20 protein-coding genes and 2 other annotated features are annotated in these 25062 nt (G+C 35.5%); of the genes, 1 reads left to right on the top strand and 19 read right to left on the bottom strand.

What is annotated here, in order from left to right; translation table 11 throughout:
* Positions 1-42: 42 nt before the first annotated feature.
* The 17 genes from K5Q13_RS05455 to K5Q13_RS05375 all read right to left on the bottom strand — a co-directional run bounded on the left by K5Q13_RS05455 (position 43) and on the right by K5Q13_RS05375 (position 16715).
* The gene (locus K5Q13_RS05455; RefSeq protein ID WP_220740705.1) at positions 43-675 is read right to left on the bottom strand and encodes a Type 1 glutamine amidotransferase-like domain-containing protein; all 633 of its coding nucleotides are present in this window, start codon (positions 673-675) and stop codon (positions 43-45) included.
* Between the two features lie 393 nt (positions 676-1068).
* Positions 1069-2421, bottom strand: a complete 1353-nt coding sequence (gene purB / locus K5Q13_RS05450; protein WP_220740704.1) for an adenylosuccinate lyase — start codon at positions 2419-2421, stop codon at positions 1069-1071.
* A gap of 139 nt (positions 2422-2560) precedes the next feature.
* Entirely contained in the window at positions 2561-2878 is a 318-nt protein-coding gene (trxA, locus tag K5Q13_RS05445; RefSeq protein ID WP_220740703.1) for a thioredoxin, read from the bottom strand.
* Between the two features lie 15 nt (positions 2879-2893).
* Positions 2894-4060 carry an amidohydrolase gene (locus K5Q13_RS05440; protein WP_220740702.1) on the bottom strand — a complete coding sequence of 389 codons (1167 nt, stop codon included), beginning with the start codon at positions 4058-4060 and terminating at the stop codon, positions 2894-2896.
* A gap of 20 nt (positions 4061-4080) precedes the next feature.
* The gene (locus tag K5Q13_RS05435; RefSeq protein WP_220740701.1) at positions 4081-4902 is read right to left on the bottom strand and encodes a transporter substrate-binding domain-containing protein; all 822 of its coding nucleotides are present in this window, start codon (positions 4900-4902) and stop codon (positions 4081-4083) included.
* 33 nt (positions 4903-4935) lie between these two features.
* Entirely contained in the window at positions 4936-5688 is a 753-nt protein-coding gene (locus tag K5Q13_RS05430; protein ID WP_220740700.1) for an amino acid ABC transporter ATP-binding protein, read from the bottom strand.
* Between the two features lie 14 nt (positions 5689-5702).
* The gene (locus K5Q13_RS05425; protein WP_220740699.1) at positions 5703-6371 is read right to left on the bottom strand and encodes an amino acid ABC transporter permease; all 669 of its coding nucleotides are present in this window, start codon (positions 6369-6371) and stop codon (positions 5703-5705) included.
* A 14-nt stretch (positions 6372-6385) separates the two neighbouring features.
* The gene (locus tag K5Q13_RS05420; RefSeq protein WP_246574197.1) at positions 6386-6964 is read right to left on the bottom strand and encodes a GNAT family N-acetyltransferase; all 579 of its coding nucleotides are present in this window, start codon (positions 6962-6964) and stop codon (positions 6386-6388) included.
* A gap of 1 nt (position 6965) precedes the next feature.
* The gene (locus K5Q13_RS05415; protein ID WP_220740698.1) at positions 6966-8306 is read right to left on the bottom strand and encodes an MmgE/PrpD family protein; all 1341 of its coding nucleotides are present in this window, start codon (positions 8304-8306) and stop codon (positions 6966-6968) included.
* Positions 8281-9363 carry a glutathione S-transferase C-terminal domain-containing protein gene (locus tag K5Q13_RS05410; protein WP_220740697.1) on the bottom strand — a complete coding sequence of 361 codons (1083 nt, stop codon included), beginning with the start codon at positions 9361-9363 and terminating at the stop codon, positions 8281-8283. The genes K5Q13_RS05415 and K5Q13_RS05410 overlap by 26 nt, the downstream gene beginning before the upstream one ends.
* Before the next feature lie 522 nt (positions 9364-9885).
* Positions 9886-10145, bottom strand: a binding site (T-box leader).
* Positions 10146-10304: 159 nt separating this feature from the next.
* Entirely contained in the window at positions 10305-11057 is a 753-nt protein-coding gene (locus K5Q13_RS05405) for an amino acid ABC transporter ATP-binding protein (protein ID WP_220740696.1), read from the bottom strand.
* A complete protein-coding gene (locus K5Q13_RS05400; RefSeq protein ID WP_220740695.1) occupies positions 11050-11766 on the bottom strand; it encodes an amino acid ABC transporter permease in 717 nt (238 codons plus the stop codon). The genes K5Q13_RS05405 and K5Q13_RS05400 overlap by 8 nt, the downstream gene beginning before the upstream one ends.
* Positions 11767-11782: 16 nt before the next feature.
* On the bottom strand, positions 11783-12601 hold the full coding sequence (locus K5Q13_RS05395; protein WP_220740694.1) for a transporter substrate-binding domain-containing protein: 819 nt from the start codon (positions 12599-12601) through the stop codon (positions 11783-11785).
* A gap of 11 nt (positions 12602-12612) precedes the next feature.
* Positions 12613-13764: a trans-sulfuration enzyme family protein gene (locus tag K5Q13_RS05390; RefSeq protein WP_220740693.1), complete on the bottom strand. Its 1152-nt coding sequence runs from the start codon at positions 13762-13764 to the stop codon at positions 12613-12615.
* Positions 13765-13824: 60 nt separating this feature from the next.
* Positions 13825-14991, bottom strand: coding sequence for an amidohydrolase (locus K5Q13_RS05385; protein WP_220740692.1), 1167 nt, complete (start codon positions 14989-14991; stop codon positions 13825-13827).
* A gap of 89 nt (positions 14992-15080) precedes the next feature.
* Complete coding sequence (locus tag K5Q13_RS05380) at positions 15081-15851, bottom strand: VOC family protein (protein WP_220740691.1); 771 nt, start codon at positions 15849-15851, stop codon at positions 15081-15083.
* Between the two features lie 27 nt (positions 15852-15878).
* Positions 15879-16715, bottom strand: a complete 837-nt coding sequence (locus K5Q13_RS05375; protein ID WP_220740690.1) for a MetQ/NlpA family ABC transporter substrate-binding protein — start codon at positions 16713-16715, stop codon at positions 15879-15881.
* Positions 16716-17043: 328 nt separating this feature from the next.
* Positions 17044-17303 (bottom strand) — a binding site (T-box leader).
* A 351-nt stretch (positions 17304-17654) separates the two neighbouring features.
* On the opposite strand from K5Q13_RS05375, the gene K5Q13_RS05370 reads away from it, so the two are divergent.
* Positions 17655-17987 carry a VOC family protein gene (locus K5Q13_RS05370; RefSeq protein ID WP_220740689.1) on the top strand — a complete coding sequence of 111 codons (333 nt, stop codon included), beginning with the start codon at positions 17655-17657 and terminating at the stop codon, positions 17985-17987.
* A gap of 164 nt (positions 17988-18151) precedes the next feature.
* Here the strand turns inward: K5Q13_RS05370 and K5Q13_RS05365 are convergent, their stop codons facing one another.
* Entirely contained in the window at positions 18152-19432 is a 1281-nt protein-coding gene (locus K5Q13_RS05365; protein WP_220740688.1) for a chloride channel protein, read from the bottom strand.
* Positions 19433-19576: 144 nt separating this feature from the next.
* Positions 19577-25062 (bottom strand): glycoside hydrolase family 70 protein (locus tag K5Q13_RS05360; RefSeq protein WP_220740687.1); only part of this gene is annotated, 5486 nt, incomplete at its 5' end.

Raw genomic sequence — 25062 nt, 5'->3', positions numbered from 1 at the left:
AACCTCAAAATTACTCATGTGTGTTCCCTGTCAATATTTTATTTAGTAAGGAGATATTAGTTTGATTTGATCATTCATAACAAAAATTCCTTGTTCATTGTCTAATCTACTAATAATTGTATTCGTCCTTAATTCAAAGTTTTTTATATTCTTTTCTAATTGATCGTTAATCTTCGAATGTTTGTCGTAGTGTGGATATACTCGAATACTAGTAGCACCAATTGCCGTAGTTCTTGAGTCTTTATTTAAATCATCTTCAGGATATAAGTTTGCATATAAGCTCAAATCAGGCCCTAAGACAATAGCACCTGCACTAATGCCATAAAACGGCTTCCCTTGATAAACTAAATTTCTCAAAATTTTCAAATACCCATATTTGATTAAATTATCTAACAATATAAATTGATAACCTCCATTTAAAATGATCGCTTTAGCCGAAAACAGAATTGCCTGATCATCTTCTGAAACATCAAACAAAACAACCTTTTTAAATCCCATTTTGTTGACAAATTTCTGTAATTCAATCATCTTGGGGTGAGTTTTACCTTCTGTGACAGAATTTACAATAATTACAATCAGGTCTTGATTGTAATTAACCTCTCCTAACAGATTTATAAAATTTTCAGTGATTAACTTGTTTATAAATGCTCGTGAAGAAAGTAAAATTTTTACCATATTAAAACCTCCTAATAAGTAAGATTGAATAGTTCATGTTATAAATTACATATATCATTGTACACAACATGCTATCTGATATCTAAATTTAGTACGCAACAACAGAATTTTAAAAAATCAGATTCAATTGTTTTTCAGTTCCGTTCAAGCATTACATTTTTTATCTGTAATCAATTTAGTAGATTTGAACTAGAATTAATTTTAATTCAAACAACGATAGCGCTTCAAACCTATTCTATTTTTTTCAATAAAAAGCCCCTTCTATATTTAGAAATAATAGAAGAGACCTATGATAAATAAAATTTCATTAGTATTTTTGACTAATTGTTGCCAAATAACTGATTAACTATTATTCATATTAAACAGATTTGTCTGCACTTATAAACCAACAATTCAAAGCTCATTTGCTTTATTTAATACATCATCAATTTTTACTGAAATACTACCTAAAACTTTCGTGGGATCGGTCCAACTCCTTAATTCATCGCGCGTAAATTCCTTTTTGATTTCGGGTTGTTCATATAAAATGTCCAAGAAATTCTCATGTTGCTCAATTGCTTTCATTGCGCTTTTATAAACAAGTTCGTGCGCAGATTGTTTTCCAATAACCACTCCTACGTTGAACATGATATGTTCAGCAAAGGGAAGACCATTTTGCAAATTAACGTTACGTAGCATCTGACTTTCATTAACCTGAAGGTCTTTGATAATAGTTGCAGCCAAAGTTAACTGTGTATCCAAATAGTTGGTAATTTCTGGCAAAACAATCCACTCGTTACGCCAATGCATGGAGTCGCGTTCTGAATCAATTTCCATTGTTTCCAACATGAGGCCAACATCTTTAAGTATTGGTTGAGTAAGTGCGGCCAAACTTTCAATCAATGCTGGGTTCCGTTTCTGTGGCATCGTTGAAGAACCAACCTCACCTTTTTTAAAAGGCTCCTGAATTTCATTAATTTCAGTTCTCATAAGATTAAATAATTCATGACCAATCTTGCCAAGTGTTCCCGAATAGATACCAATAACCGTTGCAAATTCGGCAAGTCGATCACGAGAGGCTTGCCACGAAATGGTCGGAACATCTAACTCTAAGTCTTCAAGAACTTTTTGTTCAATTTCTGGTCCCTTCGCCCCAAACCCGGCATATGTTCCTATTGCACCATTGATATTGCCAACAAAAATGTTTCGACTCTTTAACTCAACCAATCGTTTGTGATCACGAACTAGTTCATCTAACCAAACCGCTAATTTAAAACCAAAAGTAGTTGGAATAGCTTGAATACCATGGGTTCTTCCAATATGGATAGTATCACGATAACGATTTGTTTGCACCTTTAATATGGCAATCAAATTTTTACTATCTTTAAGCAAAACATCATATGCTTCTTTCACTTGCAAAACTGTTCCAGTGTCCACAATGTCTTGTGTTGTTACACCAAAATGAACATACTCACCATCCTCATCACCAGCTAAGGTTTGTAAGCGGTGAACAAGAGCAATTAATGAATGACGCTTTTCTTGCGCCTCTTTTGCCAAGTCTTTGATATTAAAATTTTCAATACTAGCAATCGAAACAATTTTATCGGCTGATTTTTGTGGAATCACGTCTAGTTGACCTTCAATTTTAGAAAGTGACGCCTCCACTTTAAGCTGTTTTTTTATTTTATTTTCATCACTCCAAATAGCACGAACAGCAGGAGTGCTAAAGTTACCTTGCAGCAATATTGAATCTAATACATCTGTCAATGATCTGCCTACTCTCTATATTGTTATTTAAAATTTTCTTTAAATTAAACGATTCCATGAATCCTATTTTTATCAAAGCCATTTAACTAGAACTAGACCACACATTAATAATTACGCGTGCACTACACCAAATTACAAATTATCCTTCAGTATATCCATTTAAAATTTCTAACAGTTGTTCTTTACTATGAAAGCCGGTTAATCGCTCAACTATTTTCCCATCTTTGTGTACAACTAAAGTGGGTATAGCCCGAATACGAAGTGAAGCAGCTGTTTCTGGATTAGTATCCACATCAACTTTAAAAAAATTAATATTATTTTTATCTTCAGATATGGTTTCCAACACTGGCGACTGCATACGACATGGTCCACACCAAGTAGCCCAAAAATCAACTATGGATACACCATTTCCTACTTTTTCCTGATACTGTTCATCAGTAATTGCTTTTACCACCATTTTTTAAAATTACTCCTATCTATCATTAAGTGTTTTTCCACCAAAGTATTCTAGTAAACGATTAGCTGTGTAAAAATACCATTTCGCAGCTGGCAACAAGCCACGATCATCAACAATTAAATCATCATGATGCCAATCTGTTGTTCCAGAACTACCAATAAATGCAAAAACACTTGGTATTTTTTGACTAAAGTATGCAAAATCCTCACCCGCATTAGAAGGTTTTGGTGTTATTAATTTTGCATGTTTTTTAGTTTCTTCCATAACAATGGGCGTCAGCACGATGTCATTATCAACAACATCTGGACCTTCAATCCAAGAAATATCAACTGACAAACCGAATGTCTCAGCTTGTCCGTTAACAATTTGATAGAACTGCTTTCTCGCTAGTTGACGACTACTCTGATCAAAACTACGTACCGTGCCCTCAAACCAAGCAGTTTCTGGTAACACATTCCATGTACTACCACCATCAATATGGGTAACAGAAACAACAACTGGACTTTGTGGATCTGTTCTACGACTAACGATAGTTTGTAATGTATTGACAGTATTGGTTAAAGCAACGATGGGATCATTTCCTAACTGTGGCATGGCAGCATGGGTGCCTTGACCACGAAAAGAAACTTTAAATTGATCAACAGCCGCCATTAATCCGCCAGTCAAAATACCAATTTCGTTAACTTTTAAATCTGGTTTATTATGAAATCCAATAATCGCATTCAGGTTTTCAATTCCACCAGCTTCTACCACAGCCTGGGCACCAACGTGGGTTTCTTCTGCTGGTTGAAAAATTAATCGAATCCTACCAGTTAATTTATTGGCATGTTCAGCTAACAATTCTGCTGCCCCCAGCAATGAAGCCATATGAAAATCATGGCCACAAGCATGCATAACGCCTTCATTAACTGATGCATATGTGAGCCCAGTTTTTTCAGTGATTGGTAAAGCATCAATATCTGATCTTAGTCCAATAATTATCTTCGAATCACTAGGACCTATCTCAGCAATGACACCAGTCAATAATGTTTGAGGTGTTACAATACGATAACCTAGTGTTTCCAAGTAGCTATTTAAAAACAAAGTAGTTTGATGTTCTTGGCTAGATAATTCCGGATGTTGATGCAACTGATGACGTATTTGGGCCAATTTATCTTCTAAAATTTTGTTATCAATTGTCATTTGATTGCCTCATTCTCCTTTTACTTTAAACCAGTAGTTGCATCATAACCAAAATATTTTTCAGATAATGTTTTCAATGTACCATCTTTTTTGAGTTCCTTAATTGCAGGATTAATCTTCTTTAATATTTTTGTGCTTTCACTATCGTCCTTACGGAAAGGCAAGGCTATATCCACAGTTGCTGCACTTCCCTTGACAACCTTCCAAGGATAATTTTGAGCTTTAATTAAAGCTTGCAAATTATTACGTGTATTAACAACACCATCAACATGTCCCGCTAATAATGCTTGGAAAGTGATGTCACGAGCATCATACAACTTCAATTTAATTTTACTATTATAATTCTGAAGATTTTTAGTATTATTTGAAGCAGATGCTCCAGCAATTGTCTTACCTGCTAAATCATTTAATGTATTATAGTTAGAATCTTTATTAACGGCTACTGTTGTTTCTTCTTTATTGTAGATATCACTAAAATTATATTTAACTTTTCTTTCTGGTGTAATGGCAACGTCGTTGGCTACAGTATCAATCTTGTTATTATCTAATTGACCTAATAAACCATCAAATTCACCGGTGACCCACTGTACTTTATATCCTGCTTTTTTAGCTGCAGCATTAATGACGTCAACATCAAAACCAATTAGTTTTCCTTTGGATTTGTATGCTGTTGGAAAGCTTGTTCCAGTAGCGCCAATTTTAAGTACTTTTTGTTTAGCATTGGCTTGTGCCTGTGCTTTGCTCTTGTGGTTGTTATTTTGGTAAACTAAAGTACTAATAATAGCTATAACAACTAAGGCTACGACAACGATTAAACTAATTATTGGGTTCTTTTTTTTCATATTCTCTTCTCTTTTCGTTTTATTCCATGCATCTTATAAATAATTATTTGTTGAAACAGAGTTCATAAAATCACTAACTCTTTTGGGACCATCACTTGACAAAATTTTGTCAGGTGAACCCTTATGAACAATTTTCCCATTTTCCAAGAAAATAATTTGATTCCCAATCAATCGGGCAAACTCCATTTCATGTGTCACAATAACCATAGTTATATGCTGCTTAGCCAATGCCAGTATTGTTTTTAAAACACTGCCCACCAACTCGGGATCCAATGCTGAAGTTGGTTCATCTAACAAAACAACTGACGGTTTTACTGCGATTGCTCGAGCTATAGAAACGCGCTGCTGTTGCCCACCGGAAAGTGAGCTTGGATACTTATCTTGAAACTCTGCCAATCCCACTTCCAATAAAACTGACTTAGCAATATCATGAGCTTCATCCCATTTAGCTAATTTGTTTAACAACAGTGGCGCCATCACATTCTCAATAACAGTCATATTTTTAAATAAATTAAACTGTTGAAATACCATTGTTGATTCCGATCGCAGAGATCTAGTTGATTTTTTATTGATTTTGCTAACATCAACAGAAGTTTCACCAATTTTTATAATACCTTGAGAGGGTTTTTGTAACAAATTTAGTGTACGCAAGAGCGTTGTTTTTCCTGAACCACTTGGTCCAACCAAAACCGTCACTTCGCCTTTCTCAACTGAAAAATTAATTTCCTGCAATATTTTCTTTTGTTTAATCTCTACAGATAAATCTTTTACCTCAATCAAAGACATAATCTCTATCCTTTCTAACTATATGGCGTGTTAAGTACTTTCTCTACCCCAGACTGTGCCCATGAATAAAGAATAATTAACGCCCAGTATGTGAGACCAACAGCTAAATATGTTTCAAAATATTTAAATGAATCGCCTGCCAACATCTTTCCTTCTGCAAAAACTTCGGTTATGCCCAAAGTAAAAGCCAATGATGTTTCTTTTAATAAGCCAACAAAAGTATTTCCTGTAGCAGGTAATGCATTAATGAATGCTTGTGGTAGAATCACATATCGAAAAATTTTATAGCTTTTAATATTAAGTGATTGTCCAGCTTCTATTTGCCCTCTATCAACAGAATTTACCGCTGCCCTAAATACTTCCGATAGGTATGCAGATTGTTTGAACCCTAACCCAATAATTGTAGCAATAATAGCAGGTAATCCTTTAAATATTGGGAAAATCTGTGGCAAGCCATAATATATTAGAAATAACTGCACCAAAGCAGGCATTCCTCGGAAAAAAGATACATAGATTGAGGCAAACCAATGAATAACCTTATAATGTGAAAAATGTAATAGTGTGATTATGCCGCCCAGTACAATTGCTAATAGCATCGACAGGATTGCTAACAAAAGCGTCATTGGAATATATTTTACAAGCTCTGGAAATGCGTTTACAAAGTAATGCCAATCAAAATTCATATTTTACCTACTCACTAATAACTTAATTTTATGCTATTTCTATTTAAATATTTCTTCAATTTTTCAGACTGCATATGGTCAAATTTTTTATTCAAAGGCTTTACCATATACACCGTCAAATGATCTGAAGTTTTTTGTACCTCTTCAACAGATTGATAACCAATTGAATTATAAAATTTTTTTAGCCAAGGATGCTCGACTGCAGTACCCAAACTTACCAATGGTGATTTTAATTGTTTTTGAATGTATTCCCTTTCAACCCAATCAATCAGCTGTGTTGCATATCCTTGCTTTGAAAATTGGCTATGTGTAGCAATCCAACCAAGGTGAGGCACAGGATAGGGTCCTGGATTGTCTGACCAAGGTAATCTGACAGAAACCGTTGCCACAATATTATGGTCTATTTCAGTCACAAATGTTGCTGTGTTCTCTATATGTTCATCAATCTGTTGTAGTGAAACACTTGCCGCTTGAAAGTTAATACCCACTTTTGTGTCATTCTTGTACGCTTCATGTAATAAAATCTGTAACTCTTTTATTTCATTTTTTTTAATGAGCCGATTAATAATAACAAATTCCTCCAATGTAAACACCTTAAAATTCCCCAATCATATTGAACAATCCTACTACTGATTTCGATTCTAATCCTGATGTCAGGATGTTAAATAACTTACTATCGTCCATGACCAATACTTTTGATAATTTCGAATATATGTCATAGAGAGTTAGCGGTTGTTGTGGTGATCCCTTGGGCCAATCAATGTATATTTTTTTAACAGATTTGTCCTTTAGTATGAACTCAACAAGTATTTCTCTTTGATCAACAGATACGTTCTTTAAATCATTAACCCTTTTAAACAGATAGCTTAATTCTTGAAAATGTTTTGTTTTTACATTGTTATCAAAAAGTTCATCATTCACATCTCCAAGAGTTAAAATTTGCCATGCAATATACTCAATTGAAAACTTTCCTTCTTGGCCATTCAACGGTTGTTTATATCGCAGTACTTTATCCCCATCAGGCTTAAAATGAAAAATAACTTGATGGATATTCTCTATATTAATACCTTGTAAATATCCTTTCTTTACCGCATCATATCCCGACATGGCAGCCGAACAAAATTGATGTTGTTTAAACCAAATGCCAGGAGTGGTAATCTGAGCCGGATTCAACCACGTTGACTCAATCAAACCTAAATTTAACTCCTGTCTTACAACTGTTTTTATCCAACCTGTTTGATTGTTAAACACATCTTGATTAGTTGTAAGCTGACTACACACAAATTGATAAGATTGTACTGCGCGCTGTGCAGCTAATCCAGCATGTATTGGCTTAGTATCTGTACCCGCTTCTATTGACAGGCCTGCCGCCTGTGTAGCAGCAAAGGATAAAATGTTGATAGTTTGATTTAAGGAAAAGTTTTTAAAGTAAGCAAGGCTAGCAGCTGCAGCAATCGTACCAAGAGTTGCAGTTGTGTGATACCCAGATAATTTATGTGTTGGATTAACTTGAAAGCCAATTTGACCGGCAATTTCCACACCCACAATATAGGCCTCAAAAAATCTACTCGTACTTTCAGTTCCATCGGACAGAGCTAACAAAGCTGAATAAATCACGACACTCGGATGACCACGAAAATTTGCTTGAACATCATCAAAATCCTTATAGTGTGCAGAAAATCCATTAAATAATGCAGCATGTTCTATACTAGCTGTACTGTTTTGACCAAAAAGTACAGCTGGTCCCGCCCCCTTCAATGTATTAAATAAACGTTTCACTGCTGGTTCGCTTCTAGAAACATAAACACTTGCTAAATAATCAACAAAACATTTTTTAGCAACACTAAGTTCATCAGATTGATATGTGAACTCAGAGTTCACAACTAACTGAGCTAACCTTTGCGTATTATTAACCAAATCTTTCTGCTCTGTCATTTGTTTCCTTCCAAATACTATCATCTGGGCCCAATGGAATAATTCGAGGTAGATCTTCTTGTGGTGTATGGTCAACCTCATAAAAACGCTGACGCATTGAGTCAAAATTAGTATTATCGCCAAACGCAGGAATAGCATATAAATCCTTAGCATAATTCCACAAGTTTGGATAATCAACCAAACGCTTTTTATTAACAAAATACTTTTGATAAAATACTAAATCAAATCGTGCTAATGTAACATATAAATTAATATCTACTAACGTTATTTGGTCACCGAATAAGTAACGTTGATTGCCTAAACGTTCCTCTAGCCAATCTAATCGATTAAATACTTTGTCGTACCATTTTTTATAATCTGCTTGGGAACGCCCATGACCTGCTTCGTTGACAGCATAGTTAATATCCATCAAAATGATATCACTCAACGCATCGATATCTGGACGTAAGCTCTCCGGGTATAAATCCGGAGCACCTTCTGGTATGTACTCTTGCCATGATAAAACAAATTCTTTAACCAAGTTGTTATAATCGTTGTTAACAACCTTACCTGTTTGGATATCAACAAGTGCCGGTACTGTAGTTCTTTTATCATATGTCGGATCTGCCAATCTGTAAGCTTCTCCAAGTGAATGAATTCCCAATATTGGATCAACATTGTTTTCATCTAACGTAAAGAACCAATCCCCAACAACACCAGCTGGTCTTAAAGGATCAACAATCCCATTAGAAATCACTTTATCTAACCCCAATAAGTCAATTCCAATAGAAATACGATTGGCCCATGGACAATGGCGCGACCAAATTAATCGATAACGGTCTTTCTCGACAGGTAATGTCCCATCTGTAAAACGAGCTTTAAACTGCGGTCCTTGATAAGCTGCAAATTTTTCTCGTTCATTAAAATTAGATTTATCATGGCCATTATCATATTCTTTTTGCTTCTGATGTGCTCGCGGATTAGCAACTTTTGATTGCGAAAAATCAATTGGACACGCTTGCAGTGTATCTGTTACCTCAATGTTTTCTAATTCTTTTTGCAATATTTGATCACTCATATTTATTCTCCTCAAATTTTCTATATACAGATTAATAATTCAAATTTTTAATTAATCTCTATTATGTTAAGATCGGTTCCTATCAAATGGTAATACTGTTTCAAATTCAGAATCAACAAACGCAGGAACAGCCTTTAAATCTATCCATCTACTGAACCACTTTAATACTTTATACGTTTTATTTTTCATACTTTATCCTTTTAAAATGACCTAAACTTTCGGAAAACAATTTTACCAAGATACTATCGAAATCTTGGTTCGCTGAATTGCATATAAATGTATCCTTCTCTTATCTAAATTACCAAAATTATGCTTAATTATGATTATCAAACGACATTCGTGTCTGCACCAATCCACAACCTAATAATTTACTTAGCGCACGTGTGATTTCAAAAAATCGCCTAGGTGTTATTTTTTGCATCTTATCTCTCTTCAAATTTTACTGTGCATCAACATCAGCTCATAAAATGGTTACTTCTAAATTTTTTTAAACAAAAAAATCCTGTAATCTAAAAAATTAGATTACAGGACGACTTGTCGCGTTACCACCTGATATTCGTGTGCTAATTAAACACACCTCATACTGATCATCAACATTGCTAAGAATCAGTTTCGCGATATCGGGCTCTCCCGGGTATTATTTATGCCGCCATTAAATGATCGAACACTCATAACACCTTTAACTCCAAGACCATTGTTCATGTCTTTACGTTGTTTACTTTCACCAATCGTAAACTCTCTACTTAACGCTACAACATTACTCATCTTTTCTTCGTTGAATATAATTTACCTTATCAGTTTTAATTTGTCAACATGTTTTTGCCATTTTTATATATTATTTTTAATTATAATAAAATATTTTTATCATTTTCATATATAAATAAAATAAGTTATATTTTCGTTATTTATGAATGTTTATCTAGTACCGACCTTCACAATAATCAATCTTCCAATAATGGCAGCGCTGTTTGTTTATTCAAAAATCTTTCAATTCGTTCATTTTTAGAAGTGAAAAATGCAGATGGACTGCCTGAAAACGAAACTTTTCCTGCTTCTAAAAACACAATTTCATCTGCAATTGCGCGTGCAAACGCCATATTATGTGTCACAATAACTAATGCCTGTCCTTGACGTGATAATTTCGACAACACATTCAAAACATTGGCCTCTGACTGGGGATCTAAGGCAGATGTTGGCTCATCTAGTAGTATAAATTTAGGTTCCATTGCTAATGCCCTTGCTATAGCGACACGTTGTTGTTGCCCTCCGGATAGTTGCACCGGATAATAATTTTCATAATTTTCTAATCCCACTTGTTTCAGTAGCGCTCTAGCATCTCGATTAGCTTCTGATTGTGATTTTTTCAACACTGATATAGGACCTTTAATCACATTTCCTAAAACCGTTAAATGCGGAAATAAGTTCCAGGATTGAAACACTATGGATGTCTGTGCTCGAATTTTTTGTAATTGTTCATTCGTGTAACCATCTCTAAATTCAATAGATTCAGAAGCAATAGTTAATGTGCCTGAATCTGGTATGTCTAATAAATCAAACGAGCGCAATAATGTGGATTTCCCTGCACCTGAAGAGCCCAAAATAACTGTTGTTTGATTGTCATTAATGGTTAATGAAATGTCTGATAATATAGTATGTTTTCCATATGACTTATTCAAGTGATCGACGTTAATCATTGTTTTCTCCTAATAAAGACGAAGCTTTTAGATAACGAGAGGTTCTTTTTTCTAAATATTTTTGAAGAAATACCAAAATTGTTGAAAAGAAGGCGTAAATAACAGCAACAATTGAATACATTAATAGCGGTTGATAATTTTTAGCCGTAATTTGTTGTGTAATTGCAAACATTTCAACTATTGTGATGGTTGATGCTAAAGATGTGTCTTTTACTAAACCAATAAATTCGTTTGATAATGGTGGTAATGCAATACGTATAGCTTGGGGGAATATAATTTCAAATATTGTCTGTCTTCTCGACAATCCCAAAGTCGCAGCTGCTTCCCACTGTGCTTGTGGTACAGAATCCAAAGCAGCTCGAACTGTTTCAGAAGCATATGCCCCTACGTTTAAACTAAATGTGATAACCGCAGCTGGAAAAGCACCAATTTGCAAACCTATACTAGGCAACCCATAAAAGATAATAAATAACTGTACAAGTAAAGGCGTAGAACGAAATAGCCAAACATAAAATCGTAAAAATGTATCCAAAATAAGCCACACAATGTAGGCGATTTGATTATGTTGTTTTGGTTTTTCGCGACGAAAAAGTGCAACTACTGTCGCAATAATTAAACCAAATATAAAAGATAGTATTGATAATGTTACGGTATACTGAAGTCCAGCTAGCAATATCTGCGGTGTTACATCAATGATTATTTTCCACACAATGCGTTCTCCTTCATCATTTTTGCGTTAAGTCAGAACCAAAGTACTGAACAGATAACCTTTTGATAGTCCCATCATCAATTAATTTTGTGATTGCACGATTAAGTTGTTTTTGAAGACCTTTATTTTTCTTATTCAAAATAGGCGCAATTTTTGCTGCTGGACTTGCTGAAGTAGGTACTTTAATCGCTTTTAGCACTTTGGCATCAGCAGGATTGTCTTTAATATAAGTTGCAAACGCACCTTCATCATTGAAAGCACCTTCTGCTCGTCCTTGTTTGATCAAACTAACCGTGTTAGTAAACTCACTCGATGCAATCGTTTTTGCCCCAAATTTTTTAGCGATTGTCTCGTTATTTGATCCAACACCTTCTGCCAACGTATGTCCTTTAACATCCTTGTAGTTCTTTAATTCTTTATTATCCTTCCTCACAACCAATACTTCTCTTGAATAGAGGTATGGTGTTGCAAACAAGTATTTTGCCTGACGTTCTGGCGTGATAGCAACATCGTTAAACACCACATCGAATTTGTTAGCCCCTACACCGGCAATCAAGCCATCCCAAGTTGTTGGTATAAATTTAGCCTTCAAACCTGATTTTTCAGCTACTTTTTTAGCAAGATCGACTTCAAATCCCTTTAGTTTACCATCTTGTCGATATGAAAATGGTGCATAGGTTCCTTCTAATCCAATCGTTAATGTGCCATTTTTTACAAGCGATGCTTTATCACCATTATCTGACTTTACCGTCGTACTATTATTATGTAATAGATAACCACCACCAATTAGAAAAATTACTACAATTACGAGCCCATAAATCCACTTCTTTTTCATTATAAATTCCTTTATTTTTGTATTTTAACAAATGCTTGTTTTAAATCATTTATTAAGTCATCTGCTGATTCTAGTCCAACCGCAATACGAATCAACTCATCTTTTATACCAATTTTCAATCGTTGGTTTCTTGGTATTTCAAAATGTGTCATTGTCGCAGGTAACTCCACAAGACTTTCTACTGCCCCTAAGCTCACTGCGATTTTAAATAATTTAAGGCTATTAACTAATTTAATCGCATCGTAGCCTGCTTTAATTTCAAAAGATAATACCGCGCCGAACCCATTAGTTGTACGTAAAGCAATTTCGTAATCTTTGGAATCTTTATTGACACTCGGATAATTAATCTTTGCGACTAGGTCATTTTCTTTTAGATATGCAATGATTTTATTCGTATTTTCAATTTGCCTGTCAAGACGAACAGCTAGTGTTTGAATGCCTCGGCGTACCAAATTTGAAGTTTCAGGAGACAATGTTCCTCCCAATCGATTCTGAGAAAAGTAAATTTTCTTTGCTAATTGTTCATTATTTACCACAACTAAACCAGCAATTAAATCAGAATGTCCGCCTAAATATTTTGTAGCAGAATGAATAACAATATCTGCGCCCAACTTCAATGGTTGTTGCAAATATGGCGTTAACAAAGTGTTATCAACTATTTCTAAAATGTGATTCTCTTTGGCAATCTGACTAATTGCTGCAACATCTGTCACTCGCAATAATGGGTTTGAAAATGTTTCAAAATAAATTGCTTTCGTGTTTTCTTTAATTGCCTGCTTCACTTCATTCAAGTTCTGCGTATTAACTGCTGTTATTTCTAACCCCCAACGCTTAAAATAGTCGTTTAATTGTGAAAAAGTACCACCATAAACGGTATCACCAACTACCAAATGATCCCCTGGCTCAAATATAGATAAAACGCCATGTATCGCAGAAAGTCCTGAAGAAAATCCAAAACCCTTATAACCACTCTCCAATTTTTTTATGAGTTCTTCCAATGCTTCTCGCGTTGGATTACCGGACCTAGCATAGTCCCATTTTATTGGTACGGTCACATCATCAAATGCAAATGTTGACGAATTATATATCGGTGGATTGACAGCACCTGTGTTATTGTCATTAACCTCTGCGCCATGAATTAATTCTGTGTTGAAATCGACCATTTTAATACCCTCCAAAAATTAGTTTTTTATAATGTCACACCTGCTTTATTACTTCATATGTCATTGTGAAATATTAGCTGGATGAAGTTTCAGTTCTTTTAAGATACGAATTGCATTTTTTTCAAAAAACTCACTACCCGCAATAACGACACCATCATCAGCCTTGAAACGGGGATTATGCAAATCAACGGTTTCACCATTTCCAATATTGACATACACACCAGGTATTTTCACTTGATAGCATGCAAAATCATCACTACCTAAAGACGGATTTTGCTCATAAACGGATGCAAATTTACGCGTTTCGTCTTTTACAATAGCTACTAAGTCCGCATCATTATTGACAGATGGGTCACCCTCGTACCAGTCAATATCTGCAGTGACTTGATGAGCTTTTGCAGTATAGTTTACAATATCGAAAAAACGTGTTTTGATTGTTTCTCTTAATGCTGGACTTGCGGTTCGAACTGTTCCTTCAAAAAATGCCTCCTCGGGCAAAATATTCCATGTGTTCCCTGCATTGACGTGAGTAATACTAAGAACACCTGCCTCAAAGGCATTCAAATTCCGGCTGACGATTGACTGTAATGCATTAATTTCAGCACCTAAGGCAACAATCGGATCGTATCCTTTTTCTGGTTTAGAAGCATGCGTCCCCACACCACGCAAGACAACCTTGAATTTGTCAATTGCCCCGTTTACAACACCAGCCCGAATACCAAACTCACCCGTGGCATGATGCGGTATGTTGTGAAAACCTAGAATTGCATCTACATCTGCAATCTGTCCATCTTCAATAACTTGTAGCGCACCTTCTTTATCCTCCTCTGATAATTGAAAAATAAGTTTCACCTTACCTGTTAATCGTGCCTCTTGTTGTTTTAATAAATAGGCAGCCCCTAATAACGCTGCTATATGCGTGTCATGTCCACAAGCATGCATGACACCGGGCACCTTAGAACTAAAATCAACGCCTGAATTTTCTTGAATCGGTAATGCATCAATGTCTGCTCTTAACCCCACAACTGGTCCTTCTTGAATGCCAATTTCTGCAAAAACACCAGTTTTTAAATTCGTTGGTAAAATTTTTATATCCCAACTTTTCAAAATTTCTGTGATTTTAGCTGTTGTTTGCACTTCATTATCAGCTAGTTCCGGATACTGATGAAAATAGTGTCGATATGCAACTAATTTCTTTTCTAATTCGTTTTTGGATAGCTCTGTCATGTTAAAAGTCCCTCTCTTGTTTCTTAAATTATCGTAATATATACATGACCCATTAGTTTTGAATAAACCAATATTACTCACACTACCATCTAATCAAAAATAAATTGCGCTTCTCCAAAACTAATGGTTCTCTGACGCTTTGAAGCATGTGCCCCACTGAAATGTAGCGTGGTGAGATGATTGGCGGTGCCCGCTATAAACTCAAAAGCCTTTTCTCCAATAGGAACAATAAATTTACCATGATCGTCTATGACCGTACTATTAATTATCTTGGCCCATTGTTGCGAGACTTGTACCGGATTACTCACTTCAAAAACGGCTTTGACAACATTTAAATCACCTGCAGGATGTTGTTGTATTAATCCTTGTGCTACTAACTGACGCTCTCGATCTGCATCTGAATTTTCCCAATCAATAAAGAACGGATATGGCAAACCATCAATATCATCATCAATAAAAAATATACGCCAAGTAATTAACTGATTTTTCTCATTAAGTCGCTTACCTTCTAAAATAGGACCCGCTGCAATGCCTAATAACTTTAAACGTTGTCTAATGCTTTCTAAATCATCCGTCCGAATTGCAACTGTGTTGAATCTTTTTTTATGTTGATTAAAGTCCTGTACAACATCATAAACAGCTGCTGAACTAGCACGACTAACCAAACCTGCTTTCTGTTGCTCAAAAACATTGATTAATTCTATATAGTTAATGCCAAAATAACCTAACGCATTAGCTGTTCCCCAATTTTCGTGACGTCCACCCAATTTATAAATAATGCCTTCATCTGCAAAAAAATCAATACTTTCCTTCAAATTTGGTACGTTAATCATTGTATGATCCCAATTTATCAACGTCATATAATTTTCTCCTAAAATTTCATATCTTTATTGATGTTCATCTGTAACCCAGTAATTATCTTTATTGTGCGCTTCCAAGTATTTTTTAAATTCCTTAGATTGATATGCTTTTTTAACAGCTTTTGCCCATTTTTTATTGACGTTTTGTTTATTTGTCGTTGCAACTAGCTGATATTCATTTCGAATATTTTCGGCTAATAATATCGTTTTAGTCGAAATTTTAGCACTGTAAGCCACTGAACCAGGTAAAATGACATAATCAAATTCTTTAATCGTGCGTGGTATCGTTGAAGAATCCAATTCTGAAATTTTTAGGTTGTATTTATTATCGGAAATGTCTTTAGTCGTTGCGTTGACCAAAGTAGTCCCTTTTTTCAAAGTAATCCAACCTGCTTTGACTAATAAGTTATATGCTCTTGCCGCATTGGCTGGATCATTTGGAATAGCAATACTGTCGCCGGTACTGACATCATTGAGTGATTTTTTATTTGCTGGATAGATACCTGTTGGTACTGTAGGTATTGTTGTGAGTGCAGTTAAATTAGTTTTCTTTTCTTTATTAAAATTATTTAAATACGCCGTGTGTTGGTCAACATTCAGGTCTATTTGATTTTCACTAAGTGCTATATCTGCATTTAACAGATTAGCAAATGACTTATTAGTCACCTTGTAACCTTGTTTTTCCAAAATCGGCTTAATTCCCTTAATAAATAGATCACTATATGGACCTGGTGAGCTACCTAACCTGATTGTTTGTTGTGTGACATTTTTAGACACTTTGGTAGAATGAAATGAGAAAAATGCCACCACGATAATTACTAAGATGGCAACTCCTGTGATAATAATATTTCTTGTTTTGTGCATAATAGACCCCATTTACTATGTATTGCATTTCTTAGTATATCCATTTAAAATATCTAAAAAATTGTTCTTGTATGTATGAAAGACAAACCATCCCTCAACTATGTTTCCGACTTCGTGTGCTGTGCATATTAATCAAATGACATTCGTGTCTGCACCAATCCACAACCTAATAATTTACTTAGCGCACGTGTGATTTCAAAAAATCGCCTAGGTGTTATTTTTTGCATCTTATCTCTCTTCAAATTCTACTGTGCATCAGCATCAGCTCATAAAATGATTACTTCTAAATTTTTTCAAACAAAAAAATCCTGTAATCTAAAAAATTAGATTACAGGACGACTTATCGCGTTACCACCTGATATTCGTGTGCTAATTAAACACACCTCATACTGATCATCAACATTGCTAAGAATCAGTTTCGCGATATCGGGCTCTCCCGGGTATTATTTATGCCGCCATTAAATGATCGAACACTCATAACACCTTTAACTCCAAGACCATTGTTCATGTCTTTACGTTGTTTACTTTCACCAATCGTAAACTCTCTATTTAACGCTACAACATTACTCATCTTTTCTTCGTTGAATACAATTTACCCTATCAAATTTAATTTGTCAACGCTTTTATGTCATTTATATATGTTTATTTTAATAATAAAGACATTTATTTATCATTTTATTTCCAAAGTTTATTTTTAAATTAGATTTTAAAAAATTATTTAAATGTTAAACGGTTTTTAGCACAAACTGACATTGTGCTTTCGACACAGACAACTCATAAATTCAACTTGGAGTTTGATTGAATTACGGTTTTGTCGTATACTATCTATCATAGAAAGTACTAAAAGATCAACACTATGAGTTAACTGGGCAGAAAACCAATGTTAAAAAATCTGTTAACAACAACACTGCTTCTGATAGAAAGACAAAATAAAATATTATGAAACCACGTAAGCTCAACATTAAAACAATTCCGGCTACAGATATCAACCGCGCCTATCGCTTTTGGCGTGACGTCTTTGATCTGCCTCAATCTGGTCACAAAAGTGGACGACATCTAATGCTAGATGGCGAAGATATTAACTTTGTGTCTGGAAAACCTACCGACCAGTTGGAGTTGCTGGTGCGAGATCATCAAGAAGATTTACAGAAACATTTGCGTAATAACTTTGTATCGTTACTCAACGAACCTGAAAAACGTTTTGGTAACAAAGTGGCACTTAAAATTAAAGATTCCGAAGGTAATACCATTACATTGGAAGCTAATTTGTAAAAAACACGACCTTTTCAGATCGTGTTTTTTTATCTCTAGATATTTAAAAATGCCATTAAAAATCCACCAACTGGAAATATTAGCCACCAATATTGTGCAATAAATTCCCAAAAGTTCAGGTGTAACAACACCTAGAACTAAAGTATCAGGTCGTTGCATTTTGTTTACTTCGCTAGGACACGTCGTGAGACAACACTGGCAATAAGAATACCAAGTGCCATCGGTAACAAAGCTGAATAGTTTAAATGAATAATTTCAATTAGCATGAACATTGCCATAAACGGTGCTTGCTGGGAGGCAGCTAATAAGGTTCCAGCACCCAAAACAGCACCTTGACTAATTGAAAAACTTGGAACCCAGATACTTACTATTAGTCCTAGCGTTGCCCCCAAAGCCCCACCAATTGCAATTGATGGGGCTAGTGTCCCACCGGAAGCACCAGATCGAATAGTCAGGACAGTTATTATCGTCTTGAGTATGGCGCCACTGATTAACACACTCAACATTGGTAAGTGGTTACTGTCTATAGCTAATTGTGCCAATGCGCGACCGTTTCCCATTATCTCAGGGAAAAAAAATGATATTGTACCTGTCATTAGCGCAACAACTGGTAATTGCCATAGAATATGCTTATTTTTAGTTTGATTTTTTTCAGCCCATTGAAAGAATCGTCTGAACCAACCACCCGCTAAACCGCTTAATGGTGCAATTATCAATACAAAGACAATACTAATAACCGTAAATTTGACGTCACTAAGTATGTAATATGGCTTGAATCCCTTGACTAAAGAACCAATAATCATCGCAATTGTAGCCATTGTCAAACTAACACTAACTGTGCGTAATGTGACCTTTTTGTACAACATCTCCACTGAAAAAAGCATTCCTGTAATGGGTGCAATATAGATACCAGCAAACCCTGCGCCCGCAGCGGCTGTTAATAACAGACGTTGATCGTCTTCGGATAACTTTGGTATATGGTATTTATTTAACAAATTTTGCCACTTTTGAGACCAAAGCACACCTAATTCTCGCGGTGCTAACTCACGGCCAACCGATCCACCAGCACCAACATAAAATATTTGTGTCATGACATGAGCAATTGTCTGCCAAAATGGCATGCGTTCACCTGACATCGCTTTTTTAATACTGACCGTTGATTTTGTTTTAGTACGTAAAAACCACCAAATGATTGCAGCAATAATACCACCTAAGACAACAGAAACCAATCTTACCATTGGTGCAGTTGCTGTTGGGGCTGGTAACAATGCTGTTTCTTTATAATGTAGAAATAAATGTTCAATTAAATCCAAGAAAAGTGCTAAAAGCAGTGAACTCAAGCCGACAACAATTCCTAATACAATGGTTGATACCGCTAACACCATGTTTTGTGAATTTTTCCAAGTTCGTTGCTCATTATTTGTTTCCAGTAAATCAAATTTCATAACTATGCAACCTACAAATCATTACGACATACCCCTCATTGGTAATATAAATAAATCGATTATATCACAACATTACATAACTTCAACATTAAAAAGGGCTAGACTTATCATCTCTGATAATCTTAACCCTTTTAATTGCTCTATCTATATTCGCAATGCGCGCTTATCTATCCAAACTTGCTGGTCATCTAACCTAACTAAAACCCACGTGATTCCTTTCGGGTTCGTGTACTCTTCTATCGCTGTCACTTTCTTCCCTTGATAGTCACTTGCATAACCACTCAACTTAGCATTTGATTCGCCATAGGGTGCCTGCTTAAATAGGCCATCTTGATTTGTTCGTGATGCAATCGTTGCTGAATACGCTACGGTTTTTGTCACAATCGGTAAAAATGATCGTTGATCTATCCATACTTGATTGCCATCAATCGTTGCCAAATACCACGTTGCACCTTGAACATCACCGTGTGTTTTGGTTACCTGAACCTTTTGTCCATTATACGGTGTCACGTAATCAACAAATTTGGCACCCGACTCACCATATGGAGCCACACTAAACATGCCATCTACTTGCTTGCGTACTTTAATAGTTGCATTCAAGGCAACTGCTTGATCAACTGTGTCCGTAAAAGCCCGCTTATCAATCCATAACTTTTTGCTATTCAAGTTCGTCAAGTAATAGGTATTACCTAACTCATTTGAATAGGCTTCCGATATTTGGACATATTTACCATTGTAAGACTTTGTGTCACCAACCCACTTCGTATTCTTAACTGTATACGGGGCGTTGGCCCACAAACCATCCACACGTTGTGTACTGTTAATGTATAACTTGTCTGATATTCGTTGTGAGAATGTCGTTGTTAATGCCTTAGCATCTACCCATATCGCTTGGTTGTTCAATTGCACCAATCGCCAATTGGCACCATAGGCATCTTGCCCTTGCTTTGTTACCTTAACATGTTGACCGTTATATGATGTTGTCATCCCTATCAACTGTGAACCAGTACCTCGATATGGGGCGTTCACGAACAAACCGTCTTCACGATTGTTACTATTAATGTATCTTTGTTGATCAATATTTTTAGTCTGCATCTGCGACAATCCTTGATTATCCACCCAGACTGTTTGACCGCCAAGCACCACTTGACTCCAAACTTTCCCTTGCTTATCAAAGTATTGTTGGCTAATGGTCACAATTTGATTATTATAACTTTTCGTCATACCAACCAGTTTAGCGCCTGCTTGAAGGTATGGCGCATTTAGGAATAAACCATCATTACGCGTAGCACTATTAACAAATACCTTCTGAGTTATATTTCGAGTAAAGTTTGTCCCCAATGCTTGGCTATCTACCCAATATTGTACACCATTGAGGCTAATCAAATTCCAATCATTACCAGAAATATTAGCTACTCCTACAATTGTCACCAGTTGTCCCTTATATTGGTTTGTCATACCTGACAATTGTGCACCTGTCTTACGGTAAGGTGCATTTAAGAATAAACCATCATTACGGTTATTATAACGCATAAAACTTATTTGGTTCATCGACTTGAATGGCATCCTTGTCAATGCTAGACTGTCCACCCAGACATTCTGACCGTTTAATACGACCATATTCCAGTTTCTACCCTTACTATCTGTATATTGTTGACGTACCTGCACTTGATATCCGTTATATTTGTTAGACATATCAAATAATTTGGAATCCTTAAATTGATAAGGTGCATTTACAAAAAGGCCGTCATTACGTACAGAACTTGTAATATAAGCAGTATAATCTGTGCTAATACCAATAGTTGAGTCAGTATCAATAACAACATACCCAACTGTATCAACATTATTTGGACGTTCTATCTCTTTCCCATTACCAGAGTCAGCGGCAAATTGGTACCATTGATCTTCTTTCTTATCATAAGCATAAGAATCCTTCAGTTGAATGCCATTCTTACCAAAATACTGCGTCTGATCACCTACCGACAGCAATCCTATAGACATTGTACTATCAGTATTCAAATGATACGCATTACCATTAGCATCAAATACATACTGATCTGATAATCTTTCACCCATACTGTTAAAGTAGTAAGTGCTACCATTAATATCTTTTACAAAACTATTCCTCAGCTCAATACCATTTGGCATAAAGTAGTAATATTTACCACCCACGGAATCATACGTTCCATCTGATTTTTTTGCACCAACCTGGACAAGTCCACTCTCCCCTTGAACTGACTGAACCATGTATCCCTCTTTGTCAAAGTAATACCAATTACCATCACCATCCTGAACAAAAGTATCTTTTGCTTGATATCCGCTAGTAGAGAAGTATTTCACACCTTTGTCATCTCTTGAAAAACCAGTTTGTGCTAATTTATTCATCAGTTGAAGTGGTAAGAATAATTCATCAGTTTTAGCAACATTGAAATATTGGTTACTTGCCCAATCTTTTAAGACATAAAATGCACCATGTCCTAACACGTTTGTCCCATTAAAATACTTTGCTGACCATTCTTTAATTTTAGTATTAGCATCCATAGGAACACCAGTAGAAATTTGATTTTTATTGAACAATTCAGGATAGCTTTGCTGTAATGTTCCTAAAAATTCTCCGCCATACTTAGCTTGATACTTTCCGCCACCACTAGTGTTAACTACATACAGCATATTTTGAATTTGGGCATTAGGCCAGGTAGTACCCTTTTCATCTACTCGAGTAACAGATGCTACCTGTTGACCAGATAAATTATAAATTTGGTCTGGTACCCAATCAGCCATTGCTTGAATACCTTCAGCATGTAATGCTTTTAAAGCAGCACGGAGGTCAGCATCTGTCCCATATTTTGTCGGTGTATTGAAACCAACATCATATCGGTCTGTGAAGGCATAGCCATTATCAATTGTAGCATCTAAAAATGTTCCATCATGACTTGAACGATATTGTGGTGCCATTTGGAAGCTCGTCACACCCCACGACCTAAATAAACCTGAATTTTTACTAATAACAACATTTGTTCTTTCTGATTCTGTTGTTGGATTATCTTGGAAATTTGAAAATCCCTCATAGATAACATTGGTGTCTAATGAAGAATTAACACGAAATGTATCATCAGAAGATGGATTATTTACTAATTTAGTATCTTCTTGTGAAGCAATTCTTGCATCCTGTGTATCACTTGCATTAGCAGGCACCCAAACTGCCAAGTAACCCGATACAAGTGAATTATTTTGACCGTATCCTCTAATATATTCACTTGTTACATTGAGATTTCCCTTATCATCAGTCACCAAAATAGGCGCTTGGGACGGGTTAAAAGCAGAAAGCTCATTATTAGTATCATAAACATCAATGCCTTTATCTGTTGCTAACAGTAGCGCACGATATTTTTGATTGGCATGGTTTGCACCCATAGATAATGTAATAGTATCATGACCTATATCCAATGTTGGATTATTACTGAGAATAACACCAATGCCCTCATTGAGTTGACCATTACCATCTCTAACACTCGTCAATACATCCTTATGAATTGAATCGACAGACATGGTTTGATTTCCTGAAACGTATTTGACACGTGCTTTTAATAATGCTGTAATTGCAGAAAAGTTTTGAGTCTTGGTAGCCATATACTGACCGCCATCAGTGTATAAATCCCCATAATAAACACGTGGAACCGTGTCTTTATTTGTCAACAAGGCAGCATAAGCACTAGCCATATTGTAATGTGTATATATTTTTTGCGGAGAATTTTGATCATCGTAATAAATTTTCAAAGCTTCCTTTAATTGTTCTGAAGTAAACTTGCTACCTGATTCAGCATGAACACGTGATGTTAGTATATTTCCTAAGATAGTCTGTACTTCGCTATCGTGTGCACGAATAAAGCTATAGTTAGGAATACTCTGATCTCTATCTAGACGTTTCAATGTTGCATTACTATTAGTAGATTTTTTGTCTGAACCATACACATTAGCAATCATTGTATCCATATTTTTTCGAACCGCCGGTGATTTAGTTAACACATCTAGTAATGAATTTTGCACATTAACGTTCATAGATAGTTGTGGATTACCAATATCATCTAACTTATCAGGATCAAGACCACTCCAATCTTCCAAAATAGAGATATGTTTATTAGCCTTATCTTTTTGATTAACTTTATAGACAGATTTAAAATAATCGCCTGCAATATCGATTAAATCAGCATCAACATTGTCCACTGCATCAATACGGATACCATCAAAATTAGCATCTGGATCATCTGCGGTAATAGTACCAAAATTCATCAAATAATGTAACCAATTCAATTGTTCTGCTTGCACAATAGGATTTGAATTATCAACATCATTAGCCAATAAAAATTCCGATCCTTTAGCATCACTTTGATCATCTCGATTGAATAACACTCGGTTCAATAGGCGAAACGATGAATTAGTATCTGGAGTTAGCGGACTATTATTATATTTCAAGAATCCGCCCTGAAATTGTAATCCTCCGTAATCGATGTTTTCGGATTTACCACTCCAGTTATATTCGTCTTTGATGAATACTAGCATAGCATCTTTTAGCCATTGTGTACTTGCTTTTTGTGTAATACGTTTTTCAATTTTGGTCTGCACACCTTGAGCAGCTACATTCATAGTACCTTGATCAGATTGTGCGGTATATTGTGCTGCATCCGTTACCACTCCAATTTTTGACATATAATTCAAATAATCAGCTTGTGTCTGTTTATCTGGCCACCATGTCATTAGCAATGGTCGCTTATCATTTTCAGTTGATGCAGTCCAAGTTGTACCATTCGTTAAAATATCTTTCGGTTGATACCATGTATCTGCAGTTAAATACCCTTCAACATTATCGAAGCTTTTTGTGTCATAACTTTTGGCGGCATTATGTGGCGTAAACTTGTCATTTTGAATCGTTATTCCTTGTTCAAATTGATACTCAACCGCTGTTTTACCCACACCAGTTATTGAATCAAAGTATATAAATTGTCCGTTAAACGTTCCTGCATAACTTTTCTTCATTAAACCTTGTTCATCGAAGTAATACTGCTTATCTTCAATAGTTTGTAATCCAGTTAGCATTACACCCTGTTTATCAAAGTAATATGTATTACCGGATGTATCTATGAGGAAATTAGATTTAATTTGATTACCATTTATATCATAGCCGGTTATAGCAATATTTGACTTATCTAGGTAAACTGAAGCATTACCTGTATTTTTATCAAAGTATTGCTTGTTTTTGCCTGGTACTGTACGAAATTCTCCTTTTACTTGCGTTCCGTCTTGATCAAAATATTGTATATTACCATCAATACTCTTCAATCCTGTAACTAACTTACCATCCTTATCAAGATAGACATAATGCCCATCTCTAAACTGGTATTGTCCACCTGTTATCTCTTGAGGTGCATCGTTATTCACATCTACTTTTGGTGTTGCAGCTTTTACATCTGCATTTGGTGTTGTAGCTTTTACATCTGCTTTTGGTGTTGCTTCTTTTACATCTGCTTTTGGTGTTGCTTCTTTTACATCTGCTTCTGGTGTTGCTTCTTTTACATCTGCTTCTGGTGTTGCTTCTTTTACATCTGCTTCTGGTGTTGCTTCTTTTACATCTG

The organism is Leuconostoc miyukkimchii (assembly GCF_019656055.1).
GTDB classification, from domain to species: Bacteria; Bacillota; Bacilli; order Lactobacillales; family Lactobacillaceae; genus Leuconostoc; species Leuconostoc miyukkimchii.
The sequence above is the reverse complement of the archived record's forward strand: the minus strand, read 5'-3'. Positions and strand labels throughout refer to the sequence as shown.

What these genes read in the sequence shown, in the direction of transcription:
- K5Q13_RS05455 (WP_220740705.1), bottom strand. Translation starts at nt 675, where the DNA reads ATGGTAAAAATTTTACTTTCTTCACGAGCATTTATAAACAAGTTAATC.
- trxA (WP_220740703.1), bottom strand. Translation starts at nt 2,878, where the DNA reads ATGGTGGTAAAAGCAATTACTGATGAACAGTATCAGGAAAAAGTAGGA.
- K5Q13_RS05440 (WP_220740702.1), bottom strand. Translation starts at nt 4,060, where the DNA reads ATGACAATTGATAACAAAATTTTAGAAGATAAATTGGCCCAAATACGT.
- K5Q13_RS05435 (WP_220740701.1), bottom strand. Translation starts at nt 4,902, where the DNA reads ATGAAAAAAAAGAACCCAATAATTAGTTTAATCGTTGTCGTAGCCTTA.
- K5Q13_RS05430 (WP_220740700.1), bottom strand. Translation starts at nt 5,688, where the DNA reads ATGTCTTTGATTGAGGTAAAAGATTTATCTGTAGAGATTAAACAAAAG.
- K5Q13_RS05425 (WP_220740699.1), bottom strand. Translation starts at nt 6,371, where the DNA reads ATGAATTTTGATTGGCATTACTTTGTAAACGCATTTCCAGAGCTTGTA.
- K5Q13_RS05415 (WP_220740698.1), bottom strand. Translation starts at nt 8,306, where the DNA reads ATGACAGAGCAGAAAGATTTGGTTAATAATACGCAAAGGTTAGCTCAG.
- K5Q13_RS05410 (WP_220740697.1), bottom strand. Translation starts at nt 9,363, where the DNA reads ATGAGTGATCAAATATTGCAAAAAGAATTAGAAAACATTGAGGTAACA.
- K5Q13_RS05405 (WP_220740696.1), bottom strand. Translation starts at nt 11,057, where the DNA reads ATGATTAACGTCGATCACTTGAATAAGTCATATGGAAAACATACTATA.
- K5Q13_RS05395 (WP_220740694.1), bottom strand. Translation starts at nt 12,601, where the DNA reads ATGAAAAAGAAGTGGATTTATGGGCTCGTAATTGTAGTAATTTTTCTA.
- K5Q13_RS05390 (WP_220740693.1), bottom strand. Translation starts at nt 13,764, where the DNA reads ATGGTCGATTTCAACACAGAATTAATTCATGGCGCAGAGGTTAATGAC.
- K5Q13_RS05385 (WP_220740692.1), bottom strand. Translation starts at nt 14,991, where the DNA reads ATGACAGAGCTATCCAAAAACGAATTAGAAAAGAAATTAGTTGCATAT.
- K5Q13_RS05380 (WP_220740691.1), bottom strand. Translation starts at nt 15,851, where the DNA reads ATGACGTTGATAAATTGGGATCATACAATGATTAACGTACCAAATTTG.
- K5Q13_RS05375 (WP_220740690.1), bottom strand. Translation starts at nt 16,715, where the DNA reads ATGCACAAAACAAGAAATATTATTATCACAGGAGTTGCCATCTTAGTA.
- K5Q13_RS05370 (WP_220740689.1), top strand. Translation starts at nt 17,655, where the DNA reads ATGAAACCACGTAAGCTCAACATTAAAACAATTCCGGCTACAGATATC.
- K5Q13_RS05365 (WP_220740688.1), bottom strand. Translation starts at nt 19,432, where the DNA reads ATGAAATTTGATTTACTGGAAACAAATAATGAGCAACGAACTTGGAAA.